Source organism: [Haemophilus] ducreyi, from assembly GCF_900109315.1.
Taxonomy (GTDB): Bacteria; Pseudomonadota; Gammaproteobacteria; order Enterobacterales; family Pasteurellaceae; genus Haemophilus_B; species Haemophilus_B ducreyi.
Window position 1 is genome coordinate 19872 of sequence record NZ_FOJC01000005.1, and the last position, 17745, is coordinate 37616.

14 protein-coding genes and 1 pseudogene are annotated in these 17745 nt (G+C 37.9%); 8 read left to right on the forward strand and 7 right to left on the reverse strand.

Features of this window, described 5'->3' with window-relative positions; all coding sequences use genetic code 11:
- Positions 1-67: 67 nt before the first annotated feature.
- The 3 genes and pseudogenes from arcA to nadR form a co-directional block, all read right to left on the reverse strand.
- Positions 68-781 carry a two-component system response regulator ArcA gene (gene arcA, locus BMX01_RS04165; RefSeq protein ID WP_064082265.1) on the reverse strand — a complete coding sequence of 238 codons (714 nt, stop codon included), beginning with the start codon at positions 779-781 and terminating at the stop codon, positions 68-70.
- A gap of 197 nt (positions 782-978) precedes the next feature.
- Positions 979-1683: pseudogene (locus tag BMX01_RS04170) on the reverse strand (metallophosphoesterase family protein).
- Positions 1680-2963 carry a multifunctional transcriptional regulator/nicotinamide-nucleotide adenylyltransferase/ribosylnicotinamide kinase NadR gene (gene nadR, locus BMX01_RS04175; RefSeq protein ID WP_064082266.1) on the reverse strand — a complete coding sequence of 428 codons (1284 nt, stop codon included), beginning with the start codon at positions 2961-2963 and terminating at the stop codon, positions 1680-1682. Before nadR ends, BMX01_RS04170 begins: the two are co-directional and overlap by 4 nt.
- A 320-nt stretch (positions 2964-3283) precedes the next feature.
- Between nadR and ribF the strand changes: the two genes are divergently transcribed.
- The 4 genes from ribF to rlmB all read left to right on the forward strand — a co-directional run bounded on the left by ribF (position 3284) and on the right by rlmB (position 9333).
- Positions 3284-4252, forward strand: a complete 969-nt coding sequence (gene ribF / locus BMX01_RS04180) for a bifunctional riboflavin kinase/FAD synthetase (RefSeq protein ID WP_064082267.1) — start codon at positions 3284-3286, stop codon at positions 4250-4252.
- A 34-nt stretch (positions 4253-4286) separates the two neighbouring features.
- Positions 4287-7094 carry an isoleucine--tRNA ligase gene (ileS, locus tag BMX01_RS04185; protein ID WP_074647825.1) on the forward strand — a complete coding sequence of 936 codons (2808 nt, stop codon included), beginning with the start codon at positions 4287-4289 and terminating at the stop codon, positions 7092-7094.
- Positions 7095-7195: 101 nt separating this feature from the next.
- Positions 7196-8560, forward strand: a complete 1365-nt coding sequence (pssA, locus tag BMX01_RS04190) for a CDP-diacylglycerol--serine O-phosphatidyltransferase (protein WP_064082269.1) — start codon at positions 7196-7198, stop codon at positions 8558-8560.
- Between the two features lie 32 nt (positions 8561-8592).
- The gene (gene rlmB / locus BMX01_RS04195; protein WP_064083412.1) at positions 8593-9333 is read left to right on the forward strand and encodes a 23S rRNA (guanosine(2251)-2'-O)-methyltransferase RlmB; all 741 of its coding nucleotides are present in this window, start codon (positions 8593-8595) and stop codon (positions 9331-9333) included.
- Between the two features lie 83 nt (positions 9334-9416).
- Here rlmB and cgtA read toward each other — a convergent pair whose 3' ends face one another.
- Together cgtA and argS are read right to left on the reverse strand one after the other, a co-directional pair.
- Positions 9417-10592: an Obg family GTPase CgtA gene (cgtA, locus tag BMX01_RS04200; protein WP_064082271.1), complete on the reverse strand. Its 1176-nt coding sequence runs from the start codon at positions 10590-10592 to the stop codon at positions 9417-9419.
- Between the two features lie 106 nt (positions 10593-10698).
- The gene (gene argS / locus BMX01_RS04205; RefSeq protein WP_064082272.1) at positions 10699-12426 is read right to left on the reverse strand and encodes an arginine--tRNA ligase; all 1728 of its coding nucleotides are present in this window, start codon (positions 12424-12426) and stop codon (positions 10699-10701) included.
- A gap of 99 nt (positions 12427-12525) precedes the next feature.
- On the opposite strand from argS, the gene BMX01_RS04210 reads away from it, so the two are divergent.
- Together BMX01_RS04210 and BMX01_RS04215 are read left to right on the forward strand one after the other, a co-directional pair.
- Positions 12526-13122, forward strand: coding sequence for a VOC family protein (locus BMX01_RS04210; protein ID WP_064082273.1), 597 nt, complete (start codon positions 12526-12528; stop codon positions 13120-13122).
- 23 nt (positions 13123-13145) lie between these two features.
- Positions 13146-13616 (forward strand): outer membrane lipoprotein, encoded by a 471-nt coding sequence (locus tag BMX01_RS04215; protein ID WP_064082274.1) that lies wholly within the window; start codon positions 13146-13148, stop codon positions 13614-13616.
- A gap of 68 nt (positions 13617-13684) precedes the next feature.
- Here BMX01_RS04215 and mdh read toward each other — a convergent pair whose 3' ends face one another.
- Entirely contained in the window at positions 13685-14638 is a 954-nt protein-coding gene (gene mdh / locus BMX01_RS04220) for a malate dehydrogenase (protein WP_064082275.1), read from the reverse strand.
- Between the two features lie 189 nt (positions 14639-14827).
- On the opposite strand from mdh, the gene argR reads away from it, so the two are divergent.
- On the forward strand, positions 14828-15289 hold the full coding sequence (gene argR, locus BMX01_RS04225) for a transcriptional regulator ArgR (RefSeq protein WP_064082276.1): 462 nt from the start codon (positions 14828-14830) through the stop codon (positions 15287-15289).
- Positions 15289-16182, forward strand: coding sequence for a TIGR01777 family oxidoreductase (locus tag BMX01_RS04230; RefSeq protein WP_064082277.1), 894 nt, complete (start codon positions 15289-15291; stop codon positions 16180-16182). Before argR ends, BMX01_RS04230 begins: the two co-directional genes overlap by 1 nt.
- A 44-nt stretch (positions 16183-16226) precedes the next feature.
- Here BMX01_RS04230 and BMX01_RS04235 read toward each other — a convergent pair whose 3' ends face one another.
- The gene (locus BMX01_RS04235; protein ID WP_064082278.1) at positions 16227-17633 is read right to left on the reverse strand and encodes a DegQ family serine endoprotease; all 1407 of its coding nucleotides are present in this window, start codon (positions 17631-17633) and stop codon (positions 16227-16229) included.
- Positions 17634-17745: the final 112 nt, after the last annotated feature.

A 17745-nucleotide genomic window follows, 5' to 3' on the forward strand; every position in this document is an offset into this window, starting at 1 on the left:
GACAATCTTTTACCTTTACTTACTTGTTGGCTGAAAAGCATTAAAATATGACAATGCTAAAGTTTTTTTACTCTATCTGACCACAAAAACGGTAGCCTTCGCCATGAATAGTAACAATTATTTCGTGGGTATTGAGATGATCTTCAAAATGTTTACGAATACGGCGAATCGTCACATCTACTGTGCGATCATGAGGTTTCAATTCCCGACCGGTCATTTTCAATAATAAGTCTTCACGGGTCTGAATTTTACCCGGGTTTTCACAGAAGTGTAACAATGCTCGAAATTCACTGCGTGGTAATTTATTTATTTCACCTTCTGGTGTAATTAAACTTCGGCTATTAACATCAAGCGTCCAACCGTTAAAACGATAACTTTCTTGCTGTTCGCTATGACTCACTTTATCTTTTTCAAGCATCGTTCTATGTAAGAGATTACGTGCACGAATCGTCAATTCTCTTGGATTAAATGGTTTAGTAATGTAGTCGTCCGCCCCAATCTCTAAACCTAAAATTTTATCAACTTCATTGTCACGTCCCGTTAAAAACATTAAGGCCATTTTAGTATTTTCACGCAACTCACGTGCTAGCATTAAACCATTTTTACCGGGTAAGTTGATGTCCATAATCACGAGATTTATTGTTTGCTGCGCCAGAATAGTGTTCATTTCTGTGCCATCAGACGCTTCAAATACTCCATACCCTTCAGCTTCAAAAATACTTTTTAATGTATTACGGGTAACCAGTTCATCTTCAACAATCAAGATTTGTGGATTTTGCATTGTATTAGCCTTTTTTATTAATTTTAGATAATCTGTTATTGCAATCTGTTGAATTATTGTTGCAAAATTGTGCCAATTTTACCGTTCTTCTCCCTCACTAGAAAGGGTTAATCCACTTTTTATTATGCTAAATCAGTATTTAGATCAATAATTTCGTTTAAAAATGGCGGTAGATTGCCATATTCTTACTTTTATGCTTAACGATGTTCTTGATCATCAATGCCTATAATTAAATAATTACCATTTATATCCGCTAGACTTCTAAAGCCGATATTAAATAGCTCACAATGTTTATTGCGATTAATTGGTGCATAATCAAAGTTATCGTGATGGTGACCATGGAAGATCTTGCTCACGCCCATTTTTTTCGCCAGTTGATTAATCACCGCGAAACCTTGCGGATGAGGTCGTGGTGCTTCGTGGGTAATTAAAATATCCGCTTGCTGATTTGCCAAAGCTTCTATATCAGATGGAAAAATAGAAGAGCGATGTCTAAGCGGTAATCCTCCTCGCCAAATTCGTTCTTGCTGGCAATATTGACAATAATGGATTGGATCAAAAAACATTGGTCTATTAGGGGGCATCCATATATGGCCACGAAATACTCCACCTAATCCTGCAATCTTAATACCTTGAATTTCAACAACTCTGCCATGTAAATTTCTGGCTTTCCAATGTGAGTTCCAAAGCGTATCAAATGCCGTCACTGTTTTACTGTCATGATTACCATGAATAAACCAAATCTCGCAATATTCTGCTAATCGATCTAACGCTTCTGTTGAAGAAAGTTGTAGATCTCCTAAGATAATTAATGCCAGTTATTCTTTTGCTTTACCACATTGTTGTAAAAAAGTAGCAAGATGTTGGTAATTACCATGTGGGTCGCCTGCAAATAGAATCATGCTTCGCTTTCCATTTCTTGCTGAGCATATTGTTTACATACTAATGGAATCGGTTCATCTTTTAAAATGGCTTCGACTACTTCTTTAGTTTGATTGTAGCGATCTAAATAGCTTGGAGATTCAATTTCAATATAAGGTACATTATATTTTTCTAGTAATTTTTTCAGCAACTGCTGAAATTTCTGCCGATGTTTAGCAGATCCTAAACTACGTAAGCCATCATCTACCCATTTGGTATTGTTGGCTAATAAAATAGTTACATCAAATGGATATTCTTTAATCATTGTTTCTAAGAAAGGGTGCGCTTTTCCTTCATATTGTATACAAAATGCTTGGGTGGTAATGTAATCGGTATCAATAAATGCGACTTTATGGGCGTGTTTCATTGCATAATCAACATAACGTTGGTGGCCTAATGCAATTAATGGGTAATCAGAATATTGCATCGCCTGTTCATTACCGCCTAAACGTTCAAAAACAAATTCACGGCCGAATTCCCACGCTGAGGTGGTATTAAATACGTTCGCTAATTTACTGACTAATATTGACTTACCGCTACTTTCCCCGCCGACAATAGCAATTGTTTTAACAAAGAATGGCCGAACTTCCTTCGGGATAAAGCGCCAATATTTAAATGGATTATTGCGAATTTGCGTTGCTGAGATATTAAAAGATGTACGCTCAGGATCCATCAAACAGACTTCTAGATTCAAATATTGCTCATAAGATGTTTTATCTTGTTTTTCACTGGTAAACACTATTTTGGGCTGAATATTTTTCTCAGCAAATAATTCTTTAACGCGCTCACTCCAATCAATCCAACCATTTGGATAGCTAGGAATACCGTCTTCTTTTAAATGATGAATAACAATTTGCTTTTGTTGATATTTAAAAATTTGTTGTAACCAACGGAGACGATCTTCGTTAGTCGGCATACGTTTCATTTTACTATTTTTAAAGAGTTCAAGATCACGTTCAGTATCCGTGCACACGACCACATGTAATATATCCACTTTACTAAACGCTTCATAAATCATATTAATATGTCCGGTATGTACCGGGTAAAACTTGCCAAAGATAACTCCAACCCGCTGGTTCATATCTTCAACGATATTTAATACCTGATGTAATGCATTTAATTTATTAGCGCTTGGATTTTTAATTTTTCCACTAACCAATTGATTAAAATAGGCTCTAGTCACGCCCGCTTGTCCACAAACATCATTAACTTTCATCTTTAATTGTTTGCGTTTTTGTTGGAGATAAGCAAAATTTGTCATTCTTTAGTCCTCAAATAAAACGGCTATGATAAAAAAAAATGTAGCATTTGAGTATTAAATTATCCATTAAAATGGTTTTGTTATGCAATATTTTAATAAAATCGTTTGATGTTCCATTGCAAAAAGGTCATACCAGCCAAATAGAAAAAACTTTTTAAATTACAACAAAAATAATAAATAACTATCGAATACATTTAATTCTGTTTAATTAAGCATATTTTTTGCAAAAAATTGCAAGAATATGCGCGCTTTTTTTCCTTTATTTAGCGATAACCGTTATAATCAGAACAATTTTTTATTTATCTTTGGCAAACAACTTAATGCAATTAATCCGTGGCTTTCACAATTTAGCTAACTATGATGCACTAAAAAAAGGTTGTGTATTAACCATTGGCAATTTTGATGGTGTACACATAGGCCATCAAAATATTTTAGCCCGTTTATGCGATCAATCATTAGCTATCGGTTTACCTTCAGTGGTTATGCTATTTGAACCTCAACCGCGTGAATTTTTTGCTAAAAATAGCCAAAATCAGACCGCTAGCGCTGTACCAGCAAGGCTAATGCGTTTACACGATAAGCTGAAATATTTAGCTGAAATGGGGGTTGATTTTGTACTTTGTGTCAATTTCAATCAAAAATTTGCGAAATATTCGGCGGAAGATTTTATTACTGAATTATTGGTAAAAAAATTGAAAGTTCGTTATCTTAGTGTTGGCGATGATTTTCGTTTTGGTATTGAACGTCGTGGTAATTTTGAAATGCTACGAAATGCAGGCTTAACACATCGTTTTGCAGTTGAAGAAAGCCACACTCATCGCTTTGATACACTCAGAATTAGTAGTTCATTAATCCGACAAGCGTTACAACAAAATGACTTAGCCTTAGTAGAAAATTTACTTGGTAAACCTTATTCAATCAGTGGACGTGTTGCTCACGGCAATAAACTCGGTAGAACAATTGGCTTCCCAACTGCAAACATTATGCTGAATCGGTTAGTAACGCCGATTCAAGGCGTGTTCATTGTAGAAGTTCAAACCATTTACGGGCGCTTCAATGGCATTGCTAATGTAGGAAATAGGCCAACCATTAACGGCACAAAACCGTTATTAGAAGTACATATTTTTGACTTTAATAACGCTATTTATCATCAAATCATTGAAGTGATTTTTATAAAAAAACTCCGTGATGAACTAAAATTTGCTAGTTTTAGCTTACTAAAAGAGCAGATTGAAAAAGATTGTCAACAAGCGGTTGAATTTTTTAATCAATTACCCAAGACAAAATAACAACACATTAAATTTTATTAACAGGGAAACATAAATGACCGACTATAAAGATACATTAAACTTACCTGAAACAGGGTTTCCTATGCGTGGCGATCTTGCTAAACGCGAACCTGCAATGCTAAAGAATTGGTATGACAAAAATTTATACCAACAAATTCGCCAAACCTCTAAAGGCAAAAAAACCTTTATTCTGCATGATGGCCCTCCCTATGCAAATGGCAATCTCCACTTAGGTCACGCTGTTAATAAAATTTTAAAAGATATTATTATGAAGTCAAAAACCGCTTCTGGTTTTGACTCCCCTTATGTACCAGGCTGGGATTGCCATGGCTTACCGATTGAATTAAAAGTCGAAAGTATTGTGGGTAACCCTAATGAAAAAATCAGCGCTGCTGAATTCCGCCAAGCGTGTCGTGAATATGCGAATGAACAAGTCTATAGACAAAAAGCAGATTTTATTCGTATGGGCGTGTTAGGTGATTGGGATAATCCATATTTAACCATGAATTTTAACACTGAAGCGAACATTATCCGTACTTTGGCTAAAGTAATTGCTAACGGCCATTTATATAAAGGTTCTAAACCGGTGCATTGGTGTTTAGACTGCGGATCGTCTTTAGCCGAAGCCGAAGTAGAATATGAAGACAAAGTTTCACCTTCTATTTATGTTCGTTTTAAAGCCTGCGATGAAACTGCAATTGAAACCCTATTCAACGCCAAAGGGAAGGGGCCAATTTCAGCAATTATTTGGACAACAACACCTTGGACAATGCCATCTAACCGTGCTATTGCAATTCATCCCGAACTTCAATATGCGCTCGTTCAACTTGCTGATGAACGGGTAATTTTAGCAACTGAACTCGTTGAATCAGTAGCCAAGTCGATTGAAGCGGAATCCTTTGATATTTTAGCAACGGTCAAAGGCGAAACATTGCAATTATTACGTTTTCACCATCCATTCTATGCTTTTGATGTGCCGTTCATTTTTGGCGATCACGTGACTATTGAAGGTGGTACTGGTTTGGTACATACTGCGCCTGATCACGGTACAGATGACTTTATTATTGCACGTAAAAACAACATTGAAATGGCCGGTTTAATTGGCAACGATGGTAAATTCAAATCAGATGTTGAATTTTTTGCTGGACTAGCCGTATTTGAATCAAATGAGAAAGTCATTGAAAAATTAAAAGAAACAGGCGCATTATTAAAATTAGCCCGCATCAAACATAGCTATCCACATTGTTGGCGCCATAAAACACCGATCATATTCCGTGCTACGCCACAATGGTTTATTGGTATGGAAAAACAAGGCTTACGCGCTCAAGCGTTAGCTGAAATTAAAACAGTTCGTTGGATCCCAAGTTGGGGCGAAGCGCGGATTGATACTATGGTTGCTAACCGCCCTGATTGGTGTATTTCACGCCAGCGTACTTGGGGTGTACCTATGGCCATGTTCGTACATAATGAAACAGAAGAACTACATCCTCGCACATTAGACATTCTCGAATTAGTGGCGCAACGTGTTGAACAACAAGGAATCCAAGCTTGGTGGGATTTAGATCCTACCGAAGTATTAGGTGAAGATGCACAACATTATCACAAAGTACCAGACACTTTAGACGTATGGTTTGATTCTGGTTCAACTTATGCCTCTGTAGTAGAACAACGCCCAGAATTTAACGGTCAAACAGCCGATATGTATCTTGAAGGTTCAGATCAACATCGTGGTTGGTTTATGTCTTCATTAATGCTTGCCAGTGCAACAAATGGCAAAGCACCGTATCAGCAAGTATTAACACATGGCTTTGTGGTTGATGAAAAAGGTCGCAAAATGTCAAAATCGATCGGTAACGTTATTGTACCATCAGAAGTATGGAACAAAAACGGAGCAGATATTTTACGCCTATGGGTTGCCTCAACCGATTACACCGCTGAAATGAAAGTATCACACGGTATCTTAAACAGTGCTGGAGATGCTTATCGCCGTATTCGTAACACCGCTCGGTTTTTATTATCTAATTTAAATGGCTTCATTCCAGCACGTGACGAAGTCAAGCCAAATGAGATGATTGCTTTAGATCGTTGGGCAGTGAGTTGTGCATTGGAAGCACAAAACGATATTATCGAAGCCTATGAGCATTATCAATTCCACACTGTGGTGCAACGCCTAATGCGTTTTTGCTCAATCGAAATGGGATCATTCTACTTAGATATTATTAAAGACCGCCAATATACAACCAAAGCGGATAGTCTTGCACGCCGCAGTTGCCAAACGGCACTATGGCATATTGCTGAAGCGCTTGTACGTTGGATTGCACCTATTCTTTCATTTACTGCTGATGAAATTTGGAGCCATTTACCGACGGTAGAAGGCAGATCTGAATTTGTCTTTACCGAACAATTTTATAGCCAATTATTTACCCTAAACTGCCACGATAAATTAGATGATAATTACTGGCAACAATTAATTAATATTCGAGCAGAAGTTAATAGGGTTTTAGAACAAGCACGTAATGAAAAAACTATCGGTGCAGGTTTAGAAGCAAAAGTAATAGTTTATGCTAACGATGAAATGCTACCATTATTACACCAATTAGGTAATGAACTTCGTTTTGTATTAATTACCTCACAAGCCATTGTCAAACCACTAAGTGAGGCTGATGTTGCAGAAGGTGAATTAGCAGGTTTAGCAGTCAAGGTGGAACGCGCAGAAGGTGAGAAATGCCCACGTTGTTGGCATTTTGCGACAGATATCGGCACACACGCTGAACATAACGCAATATGTGGACGCTGTGTAGAAAACGTAGCAGGCAAAGGTGAAGTCCGCCGTTTTGCATAATTAACTTTTGCTTTTTAAAGGCACCACAAGCAGTCTATTTGTAACTTATCTGACAAAACAGACTGCTTAACACAGACTAAGTTCGAAATAGGAATAGTAGAATGCTTATTATAAATAAACTTAACCATGCTCAAAAACAGCTAGCGAAACTCAACTTTATCCCTCAGCAAGCAGACAAAGTTGATTTCCTAGCAAGTAGTAGCGAGTTTAAAGCACGCATTTTACAGCTTATCAACACCGCAAAATCTCGCATTTATTTGACCGCTTTATACTTTGAACAAGATGAAGCAGGTCAACAAATTTTAGCGGCATTATATCAAGCAAAATTAGCTAATCCCGCATTAGATATCCAAATTTTAGTAGATTGGCACCGAGCACAAAGAGGGCGTATTGGTGAAAAAACCACCTTCTCAAACGCTGATTGGTACGCGAATATGAAACAGCAATATAATCTTCCGCCCGAACAAGAAATTGCTGTCTGGGGCGTTCCAATTAATGGCAGAGAAATCTTTGGTGTACTCCATTTAAAAGGTTTTATCTTTGACGATACCATTCTATATAGCGGTGCTAGCATTAATAACGTCTATTTACAACAATTCGACCGCTACCGTTACGATCGCTATCATACCCTTGAAAATAAAGTATTAGCTGACAGCTTAGTCACCTTTTTACAGCAACATATTTTGACTGATCACGCCGTTAATCGGTTGGATAATATGCAACGACCTGTAACGGCGAATATTCGTCCCGCCATTAAAGCGTTCCGTAAACAATTAACTAAACAACAATATCAATTTGCTGAACAGCCAGAAAGTAACGGATTAATGCTTTCGCCTATTGCAGGGCTTGGACGTAAAAATCAATTAAACAAGACCATTGAAGCGTTATTCTATAAAACACAAAACAAGCTCACAATTTGTACACCATATTTCAATTTTCCACGTTCATTAATCACTCGGATAAAATGGTTACTTGAAAATGGAAAACAAGTGGAAATTATTGCGGGTAATAAAAAAGCGAATGATTTTTACACGCCACCAGACAAAAAATTTACTATGGCGGCAGCATTGCCTTATCTATATGAAAAAAATTTAAGAGCGTTTGCAAAGCGTTTTGACAGTTACATACAGAATAAACTATTGACTATACGTTTATGGAAAGACGGTGAAAATACTTACCATCTAAAAGGATTATGGGTAGATAACCGCTATATTTTATTGACCGGTAATAATTTAAACCCTCGTGCGTGGGGCTTAGATGCTGAGAATGGAATTTTACTTGATGATCCAAAAGCAGAGTTAGCTGAAAAAGCCGCCCTTGAATTAACACAAATCCGTACATTTACTCAAGAGCTTAGCCATTATAGCAACTTAGAAACGATTAAAGATTATCCGCTTGAAGTTCAAAAACTATTAAAAAAATTTGGTCGAGTCAAATTAGATAAAATCATCAAAATGTTATTGTAATAACATTCATCCGCTTTTGTTAAGGAAATCCAATGAGTGAACAAATTTACGGCATTCACGCCGTAAACGCATTTTTAGCTAATGCACCTGAACGTCTGATTGAAGTATTTGTATTAAAAGGCCGAGAAGACAAACGCCTTAATCCATTATTAGATGAATTACAACGTCTAAGCATTTCAGTTCAACAAGTTAACCGCCAAACATTAGATAACAAAGCGCAAGACGAAGTACATCAAGGTATTATTGCCAGAATTATTCCGCAAAAAGAATTAAATGAATATGATCTTGATGAGCTTCTTCAACACAAAAGCAATCCTTTGTTACTTATTTTAGATGGTGTCACTGATCCGCATAATTTGGGCGCTTGCTTACGTACTGCCGATGCTGCGGGTGTAGATGCGGTGATTGTGCCCAAAGATAAGTCCGCAACATTAACGGCTATAGCACGAAAAGTAGCTTGTGGTGCAGCAGAAACTATGCCCTTAATCCGAGTTACCAACCTTGCTAGAACAATACGTGAATTACAAGACAAACATCAAATTTGGATTGTTGGCACCGCTGGTGAAGCAACTACTGATATTTATACTAGCCAATTAACAGGTGCTATTGCCTTAGTTATGGGCGCAGAGGGTGACGGTATGCGACGCTTAACACGAGAACACTGTGACCAACTAGTCAGTATTCCAATGGCTGGTTCAGTTTCATCTTTGAACGTTTCAGTCGCAACAGGCGTCTGTTTATTTGAAATCGTTCGTCAAAAGTTAAGTAGATAAAAAAGCGGTCGAATTTGCAAAATTTTTGCCAAAAACAACCGCTTCTACCATAAAAAAGCGAGTTTTAACCCTCGCTTTTTTGATTAGCCTCGTTCATAAATAATTTCAACGCCTTCTTCGTCTTCTTCTGACCATTCATCATCAAAATCACTCCAATCTTCTTCGACAGGATGTTGCATTGCTTGTTGGTGATAGTCATCCCATTTAAATTTAACTTCATCAACGGCTTTATTTTCCTCGATTATTTGTCGAGGGTTTGCTTCAATAAAGTCCATTATATCACGAGTTAATTGTTGGACATTTTGCCCGGTTGCGGCAGAAATTAAGTAATAGTCTCCTTGCCAACCGATCTGCTCTGCGATGTTTTTAGCTTGCTCAGCAGCAATCTCTTCACCAATAGTATCAATTTTATTGAAAACCAACCACGTTGGTTTATCTGCTAGTTTTTCACTATATTGATAGAGCTCAGATTCAATCACTGTGATGTTTTGTGCCGGATCGCTTTCATCTATCGGCATAATATCCACCAAATGAATCAGCACACGACAGCGTTCTAAATGTTTTAAAAAGCGTATTCCTAAGCCTGCACCTTCTGCCGCACCTTCAATTAAGCCTGGAATATCTGCCACGACAAAACTACGATCTGAACCCACTCGTGCCATACCTAAGCTTGGCACTAAGGTAGTAAATGGATAATCAGCAACCTTTGGTTTTGCTGCTGATACACTACGGATAAACGTCGATTTACCTGCATTCGGTAACCCTAACATTCCCACATCTGCTAGTAACATTAATTCAAGTAATAAGTCACGTTTTTCACCCGCCGTACCATTGGTTTTTTGGCGTGGTGCTCGGTTCACTGAGGATTTAAAGCGCGTGTTACCTAAACCGTGATAGCCACCTTTAGCCACTAGCATTTTCATACCGTGTTGAGTGAGATCACCAATAACTTCTTTTGTATCATTATCAATCGCTCGTGTACCAACAGGCACTCTTAACGTAATATCATTGCCTCGATGCCCCGTACAACCAGCACTTCGCCCATTTTCTCCACGACCTGCTGCATAATGTTTTTCAAAACGGTAATCAATTAAGGTGTTAAGATTTTCGTCCGCAATTAAATAAACATCACCACCATCACCACCATCACCGCCATCAGGGCCACCTTTAGGGATATATTTTTCACGGCGGAAACTCACACAACCATTACCACCATCGCCTGCTTCTACGCGAATCAGTGCTTCATCAATAAATTTCATTTTTTTCTCCTGATTCTTATCTTAGCAAAGTAAACATTAAAAAAGCGGACTAAAGCGGTTCAATTCTAAGCATATTTTAACCATTTACTAGATAAAAATCTTAATATTACATTTTTTCTACTGTTTTAATACCAAGTAAATCTAAACCTTGTTTTAATGTTTTCGCCGTTAAACTAGCCAAACGTAAACGACTATGCTTAATCGCTTCGTCTGCATTTAACATTGGGCAAGCTTCATAGAAACTTGAGAAAATCCCCGCTAATTCATATAAATATTGGCAAAGAATATGTGGCATTCCCTCTTTAGCCACGGCAGTTAATGCTTCCTCGAATTGCAATAATTTAAGCGCTAATGTACGTTCTTTTTCTTCGGTTAATTGCATTTCGCCAGTAAGTGTATCTGGATCAATCTCAGCACGGGCAAAAATTGAACGAATACGCGTATAAGCATACTGCATATAAGGGGCCGTGTTACCTTCAAAAGTCAACATATTATCCCAATCAAAAACATAGTCTGTCGTGCGATTTTTGGATAAATCGGAATACTTAACTGAGCCAATTGCGACCGCTTCTACTACCGCGCTTTTTTCTGCTACAGTTAAATTAGTCGATCGTGCTGAAATTAATTTATCTGCGCGTTCTACTGCTTCATCTAATAAATCTTTTAATTTAACCGTGCCACCTGAACGCGTTTTAAATGGTTTGCCATCTTTACCTAACATCATACCAAAAAATGGATGTTCAAGACTAAATGATGCAGGTACATAACCTGCTTTACGGGTGATTAACCACGCTTGTTGCATATGTTGTGCTTGGCGAGAATCAGAGAAAACCAAAGCACGATCGGCCTTTAATGTTTCATAACGATATTTAGCTGCGGCAATGTCAGTCGTGGTATACAAAAAACCACCATCACTTTTTTGTACAATCACACCCATCGGGTCGCCATCTTTATTTTTAAATTCATCTAAGAAAACAACAACAGCGCCATTATCTTCAACCGCTAATCCTTTGGCTTTTAGGTCTGCAACAATTTCAGGCAACATCGGATTATATAAACTTTCACCCATAACGTCTCTTTCTGTCAAGGTTACATTTAAGCGGTCGTAATTTTCTTGATTATGGTGCATAGTAATATCGACTAACTTTTTCCACATTGTCCGACAATATTCATCACCACTTTGTAGTTTAACGACATAATTACGGGCTTTTTCAGCAAAAATCTGATCGCTATCATAAGATTCCTTAGCCGCCCGATAAAATGCTTCTAGATCACTTAATTGCATCTCACTGGCTTGCTCATTTTCCATTTTCTCAAGATAAGCAATTAACATACCAAATTGGGTTCCCCAATCACCAACGTGATTAGCACGGATCACATTATTGCCTAAAAATTCAAGCGTACGAACGACCGCATCACCGATAATCGTTGAACGTAAATGACCAACGTGCATTTCTTTTGCTACATTTGGCGAAGAGTAATCAATCAAAATGGTTTGTGGTTGAGCCGTTTTAATACCAAAATTAACCGCTTGCAATGCAGAATTAGCCTGTTTTGCTAACCAACTTGGCTTTAAGAAAATATTGATAAAACCAGGCCCAGCAATTTCTAATTTATCAACCATATCACTTACATCAAGGCTATCTAAAATCTTTTGTGCAAACTCTCGCGGATTCATTGCTAATTTTTTAGCGGCTGCCATTGCACCATTTGCCTGATAATCACCAAATTCTGGCTTACTAGATTGGCGAACAAGTGGCTCAACATTTGCTTCAGCCCCAGCAATCATCATTGCTTGTTTTATTTTGTCTGATAAAATTTGTTGAATATTCACGAATTTATGACCTTTAATTTGTAGGATGCGCCGCAGCACACCAATAAGATATTCATTATGTTGATAGTGTGCTTAAACACACCCTACGGAAAACACGTTATGATACAAGAAAATACAACATTTTTCGAGAAAATGGCCGCTTGTTTTGGTGATTTATTTTTATTCTCACAACAAATTGAACAAATAGCAAATTTAGCGCAAATAGCACTCGATCAATTTCAAATAGATCATTTAGCCGTTCGGATGAACACCATTGAAACCGCACAACAATGGCGAATGCTACTTGAACAACATGGCGAACTATTAACCGAAAATCAAGTAAATGGCCGCCCAATTTGCTTATTTTCGCTTAAGCAAGCGGTCAACTTTTTGGGGCAAACAGTCAATGTGATTGAATTACCGTTCCCTAAAGGCAAAACTTATCTGACTGAAGGTTGGGAACATATTGAAATTGTGGTCGCAATGCAAGAAGCTGAATCGGTTGAACAGTGGATTACACGCTGTTTAACTCAATTTAAATTAGTAGAAAATGAGGCACTAAAAATTAAAATAAGCCAACCGCTTGTTATGGGCGAAAACTTACCCAATCCAACTATTGCAATTTCATTAAAAAATGCAACTTATTGCAATCCATATTGCCTAAAACTGCATCCCTATGATATAAAACAAATCGTTCACTCAGAAAATTTTATATGAGCAATTATTAACCGGAGAAAAATATGAAAAAATGTAGTTTAGCTGCAGCGTTAATGTCTAGCTTAATTTTATCAGGTTGTGCAAATACTGATATTTTTAGCGGCAGCGTTTATTCAGCGGAGCAAGCAAAAGAAGCTCGTGCAATTAGTTATGGTACCATCGTTTCAATTCGTGAAGTAAAAATTCAAGCACAAACCGCTGATGAAGGTTTATTAGGTGCTGTTGGCGGCGGTGTACTTGGTGGTGTTGCAGGCAGTGCAATCGGCGGTGGTACTGGACGTGCCTTATCCACCGCAGTTGGCGCAGTAGCCGGTGCAGTCATTGGTAATACTGTCGAACAAAAAGCAAATCAAGTTACTTCTTTAGAAATAGTTATTCGTAAAGATAATGGCCAAGAGATTGTAGTTGTACAGAAAAAAGAAGCGGGCTTTTTACCGGGTAAACGTGTAAGAATCGTGGGTTCAAATGCTTCGTTAAATGTATCATTATTATAATTAACCAATACGACTCACATAAAAAAAGAGTTGGTATAACCAACTCTTTTTTAACTTTAAAGATCCATTTATGGATTAACGAATTTCTTACCCAATTCAATATCCGCCTCTAATATAGGCTTAAGTTCTTCAAACTGCGTTTGTTCATATTCATTTAATGGCGCAATCGGCAGAATTTCTTCAATACCTTTTAAACCAAAGCGGACAGGATGTGCAAAAAACTCCGGATATCCTGAGCCTTCTTTACTTTGGACATAAGCATAACGCACGCAATCTTCTCCTAATAGTGCTTTAAAGACAGCTAGCGCAAAACGTGCACCTGACTCTGCCATTGACAGCGTTGCCGAACCGCCACCAGCTTTAGCCTCCACCACTTCAGTCCCTGCATTTTTGATCCGCTGAGTAAGCGACTCAATTTCTGTTTGTGAAAAATCTAATAACCGACCTTCCGCTAAGGCTTGCGAAAGAAGCGGTAAAATAGTTGTCCCTGAATGCCCCCCCACGACTGGCACAGTGACTGTTTCAACATTTTTGTGTTTTAATTCTGATACAAATGTTTTAGCACGCACAACGTCTAACGTTGTTACACCGAATAATTTACTTTTATCATATACCCCCGCTTTACGTAATACTTCAGCAGCAATCGGCACCAATGTATTAACCGGATTAGTCACAATGCCAATGCAAGCCGTTGGGCAAACCTCAGCAACTTTCTCAACTAAATCTTTCACAATACCGGCATTAATATTAAATAAATCAGCACGAGTCATACCCGGTTTACGTGCAATACCTGCGGTAATGATCACCAAATTGGTATCTTTTAGCGCGACGGACAGATCTTCACCCGCATACCCTATCGCATTGACCGAGGTTGGAATATGGCTAATATCAACTGCAATGCCCGGCGTAGCCGGCGAAATATCATATAGTGCTAAATCTGCCCCCGCCGGTAACCGAAGCTTTAATAACAGAGATAACGTTTGCCCTATCCCACCTGCAGCACCTAATACAGTAACTTTCATAGTAACTCCTAATCATAAATGGTTATAAAATGAAACTAAAGCAAGTGTATCAAATACTCCTTTAAATTAATGTGAAATAAAGCAAATTCTTCACAAAAATATCGCGAATAATTGATTTAGATTGGCTTTTTTAAGATAATTTCGCCCAAATTACCGTAGATTTAGCGAAAATCAGTTCAAAGAGGATATATGGAAAAATTAGACCGCTTGTCAGAAGCTTTTAAAATGCTACTAAAGCAAGAAAAATGTAGTTCACAAAGTGAAATTGTAATCGCACTGCAAGCGCTCGGTTTTAAAAATATTAATCAATCTAAAGTATCGCGAATGCTTTCTAAATTTGGTGCAATCAGAACACGTAATACCAAAATGGAAATGGTCTATCAATTGCCGACTGAATTGAGCATTCCAACTACATCTAGCCTGTTAAAAAATTTAGTGTTAGATATTGATTATAATGAAGTGTTGATCGTAGTAAAAACTAGCCCGGGTGCTGCGCAACTAATTGCGAGGTTATTAGATTCGATGGGCAAGAGTGAAGGAATTCTAGGCACCATTGCCGGCGATGATACGATTTTTATCACGCCGACATGCTCCACGCCGATGAAAACATTAATCAAAAATATCACTACCCTTTTCGAGTCTTCATTTTAATGCATATTTTACTCACCGGTGGCACAGGCTTCATAGGAAAAGCATTAACAAAAGCACTTCTCCAAGCAGGGCATCAGTTGACGATTCTCACTCGTCAAGCGCAATTAACCTCAAGCTTACCAGCGGTGACTTTTTGTCAAAAACTGACAGATTGGCATCACTTAGATCACGTTGATGCGGTCATTAATCTAGCAGGTGAGCCTATTTTTGATAAGGCTTGGACGAGCAAACAAAAACAACGATTATTAACCAGTCGCGTCAATTTGACTCATCAATTAGTTAATTTGATCAATGCGGGGCAAAATCCACCGCATACTTTTATTTCAGGATCAGCCTGTGGCTATTACGGCAATTTAGCGCATTCCAACCATTTCTATGATGAATCAACCCCTGCAGGCACGCACTTTAGTGCAAAGATCTGTCTTGAATGGGAAAAAGCCGCGTTAAATGCGCAAAGTCAGCAGACAAGAGTTTGCTTAATCCGGACTGGAATGGTATTAAACCAAAAGGGCGGCGCTTTAAAAAAAATGTTACCGCTTTACCGTTTGAATTTAGCGGGTCAATTAGGATCAGGCGCGCAATATTGGCCTTGGATTTGCTTAGCTGACCATATTCAGGCAATATTATTTTTGTTGAAAAACACAAACTGTAGTGGCGCGTTTAATTTGGTTGCACCTGAGCCTATTACTAATGCCGTTTTCAATCAGCGACTGGCTAAAAGCCTCAAACGTTATGCGGTCTTTAATCTGCCCGCATTCCTCTTACACTTATTATTAGGCGAGCGTTCGCAACTATTACTCGATAATCAACCGCTTGTGCCTAAACGCTTATTAGCGGCAGGTTTTACTTTCCAACAGCCTCAATTAGATTTTTCTCGTATATTCGCCGAATAAAAAAGCCCATCAAACAAGATGAGCTTTTGGGGTTAATGATACAATTATTGTATGATAAGGTAGAAATTAGAACCACCACGCATAATATTTAATGCAATAACTGCAGGTTTCTTATCCAACACTTCACGCAATTGTTTAATGTTTTCAATCAATACTCGGTTAACGCCAACAATCACGTCACCTTCTGCCAAGCCACGGTATTCTGCCATTGATCCTTTTTGAATTTTGACAATTTCAACACCTTTGACGCCATTTTTATTGATATTAGCAAACTCAGCACCTTTTAAACCGGCAATTAAATCTTTATTTTTGCCATTTTTACCACTGTTATCTGCTTCTAACATTACTTTAGCTTTTTGTTCTTTACCATCGCGTAAGTAAGTCAATTCAATCTCTTTGCCTACACCTGAAGTAGCAACTTTTGCGCGTAATTCACCAAAGCCATTAATACGTTTACCATTCAAGCCGATAATCACATCACCTGCTTTTAAGCCCGCTTTTGCTGCCGCAGAATCAGTTAACACTTCACTCACAAAGGCACCTTGTTGAGCATCAATTTTAAATTCTTTGGCTAAATCAGAATTTAATTCACCGCCTTTAATGCCCAACATACCACGTTGTACTTCGCCGTGTTCAATAATTTGTTGTACTAAACTGTTTGCCATATTTGATGGAATAGCAAAAGCGATCCCTGCATTACCACCACTTGGTGAAATAATAGCCGTATTAATACCGATTAATTCACCATTTAAATCAAGTAATGGACCACCTGAATTACCTTGGTTAACCGCAGCATCTGTTTGAATGAAATTTTCATAACTTTCATCAGAATTGCCGGTCGAACGGCCTAATGCGGAAATAATACCAGATGTCACCGTTTGCCCTAAACCAAAAGGATTACCAATTGCAACACTATAATCACCTACACGTAATTTATCCGAATCCGCAAATTTAAGTTCCGTTAAATTTTTAGGATTCTCAATTTGCACTAGCGCAACGTCCGATAACGCATCTGAACCGATTAATTTCGCTTTAAATTCTCGCCCATCTTCTAATTTAATGGTGATTTTTTCTGCATCTTTAATGACATGATTATTAGTAATCACATAGCCTTTTTCAGCATTAATAATTGCGCCTGATCCTTGGCCTCGGAAATTACGTGGCACATTACGTTGTTCAGCAAAACGCTCGCCAAAAATATCTGGGCCAAAGAAAAATTGAAGTTCTTCCGGAAGTTCACGTTTATATTGTGCATTTTCAACTTTAGTTTTACCTTCAATAGCAATACTGACTACTGCCGGGCGAACCTTTTCAATCATAGGTGCTAAACTTGGTAATGCTTGACCGCCTAATATTGTCGGTAATACCGCTTGGCTCATAGTAGGTACTGAAAGTACACTTAAACCTAAGACTAATGAAGATAAAATTGATTTTTTCATGACTTTATTCATTCGTATCATCCTTGTATATGCTCTAATTTATAAAATAAGTGTCAAATTAACTGTGTTATTTACGACAGTGTAATTAAACAACGGTTCACTAAAAACAAAATAACTGTTGATA

What these genes read in the sequence shown, in the direction of transcription:
- arcA (WP_064082265.1), bottom strand. Translation starts at nt 781, where the DNA reads ATGCAAAATCCACAAATCTTGATTGTTGAAGATGAACTGGTTACCCGT.
- nadR (WP_064082266.1), bottom strand. Translation starts at nt 2,963, where the DNA reads ATGACAAATTTTGCTTATCTCCAACAAAAACGCAAACAATTAAAGATG.
- ribF (WP_064082267.1), top strand. Translation starts at nt 3,284, where the DNA reads ATGCAATTAATCCGTGGCTTTCACAATTTAGCTAACTATGATGCACTA.
- ileS (WP_074647825.1), top strand. Translation starts at nt 4,287, where the DNA reads ATGACCGACTATAAAGATACATTAAACTTACCTGAAACAGGGTTTCCT.
- pssA (WP_064082269.1), top strand. Translation starts at nt 7,196, where the DNA reads ATGCTTATTATAAATAAACTTAACCATGCTCAAAAACAGCTAGCGAAA.
- rlmB (WP_064083412.1), top strand. Translation starts at nt 8,593, where the DNA reads ATGAGTGAACAAATTTACGGCATTCACGCCGTAAACGCATTTTTAGCT.
- cgtA (WP_064082271.1), bottom strand. Translation starts at nt 10,592, where the DNA reads ATGAAATTTATTGATGAAGCACTGATTCGCGTAGAAGCAGGCGATGGT.
- BMX01_RS04210 (WP_064082273.1), top strand. Translation starts at nt 12,526, where the DNA reads ATGATACAAGAAAATACAACATTTTTCGAGAAAATGGCCGCTTGTTTT.
- BMX01_RS04215 (WP_064082274.1), top strand. Translation starts at nt 13,146, where the DNA reads ATGAAAAAATGTAGTTTAGCTGCAGCGTTAATGTCTAGCTTAATTTTA.
- mdh (WP_064082275.1), bottom strand. Translation starts at nt 14,638, where the DNA reads ATGAAAGTTACTGTATTAGGTGCTGCAGGTGGGATAGGGCAAACGTTA.
- argR (WP_064082276.1), top strand. Translation starts at nt 14,828, where the DNA reads ATGGAAAAATTAGACCGCTTGTCAGAAGCTTTTAAAATGCTACTAAAG.
- BMX01_RS04230 (WP_064082277.1), top strand. Translation starts at nt 15,289, where the DNA reads ATGCATATTTTACTCACCGGTGGCACAGGCTTCATAGGAAAAGCATTA.
- BMX01_RS04235 (WP_064082278.1), bottom strand. Translation starts at nt 17,633, where the DNA reads ATGAATAAAGTCATGAAAAAATCAATTTTATCTTCATTAGTCTTAGGT.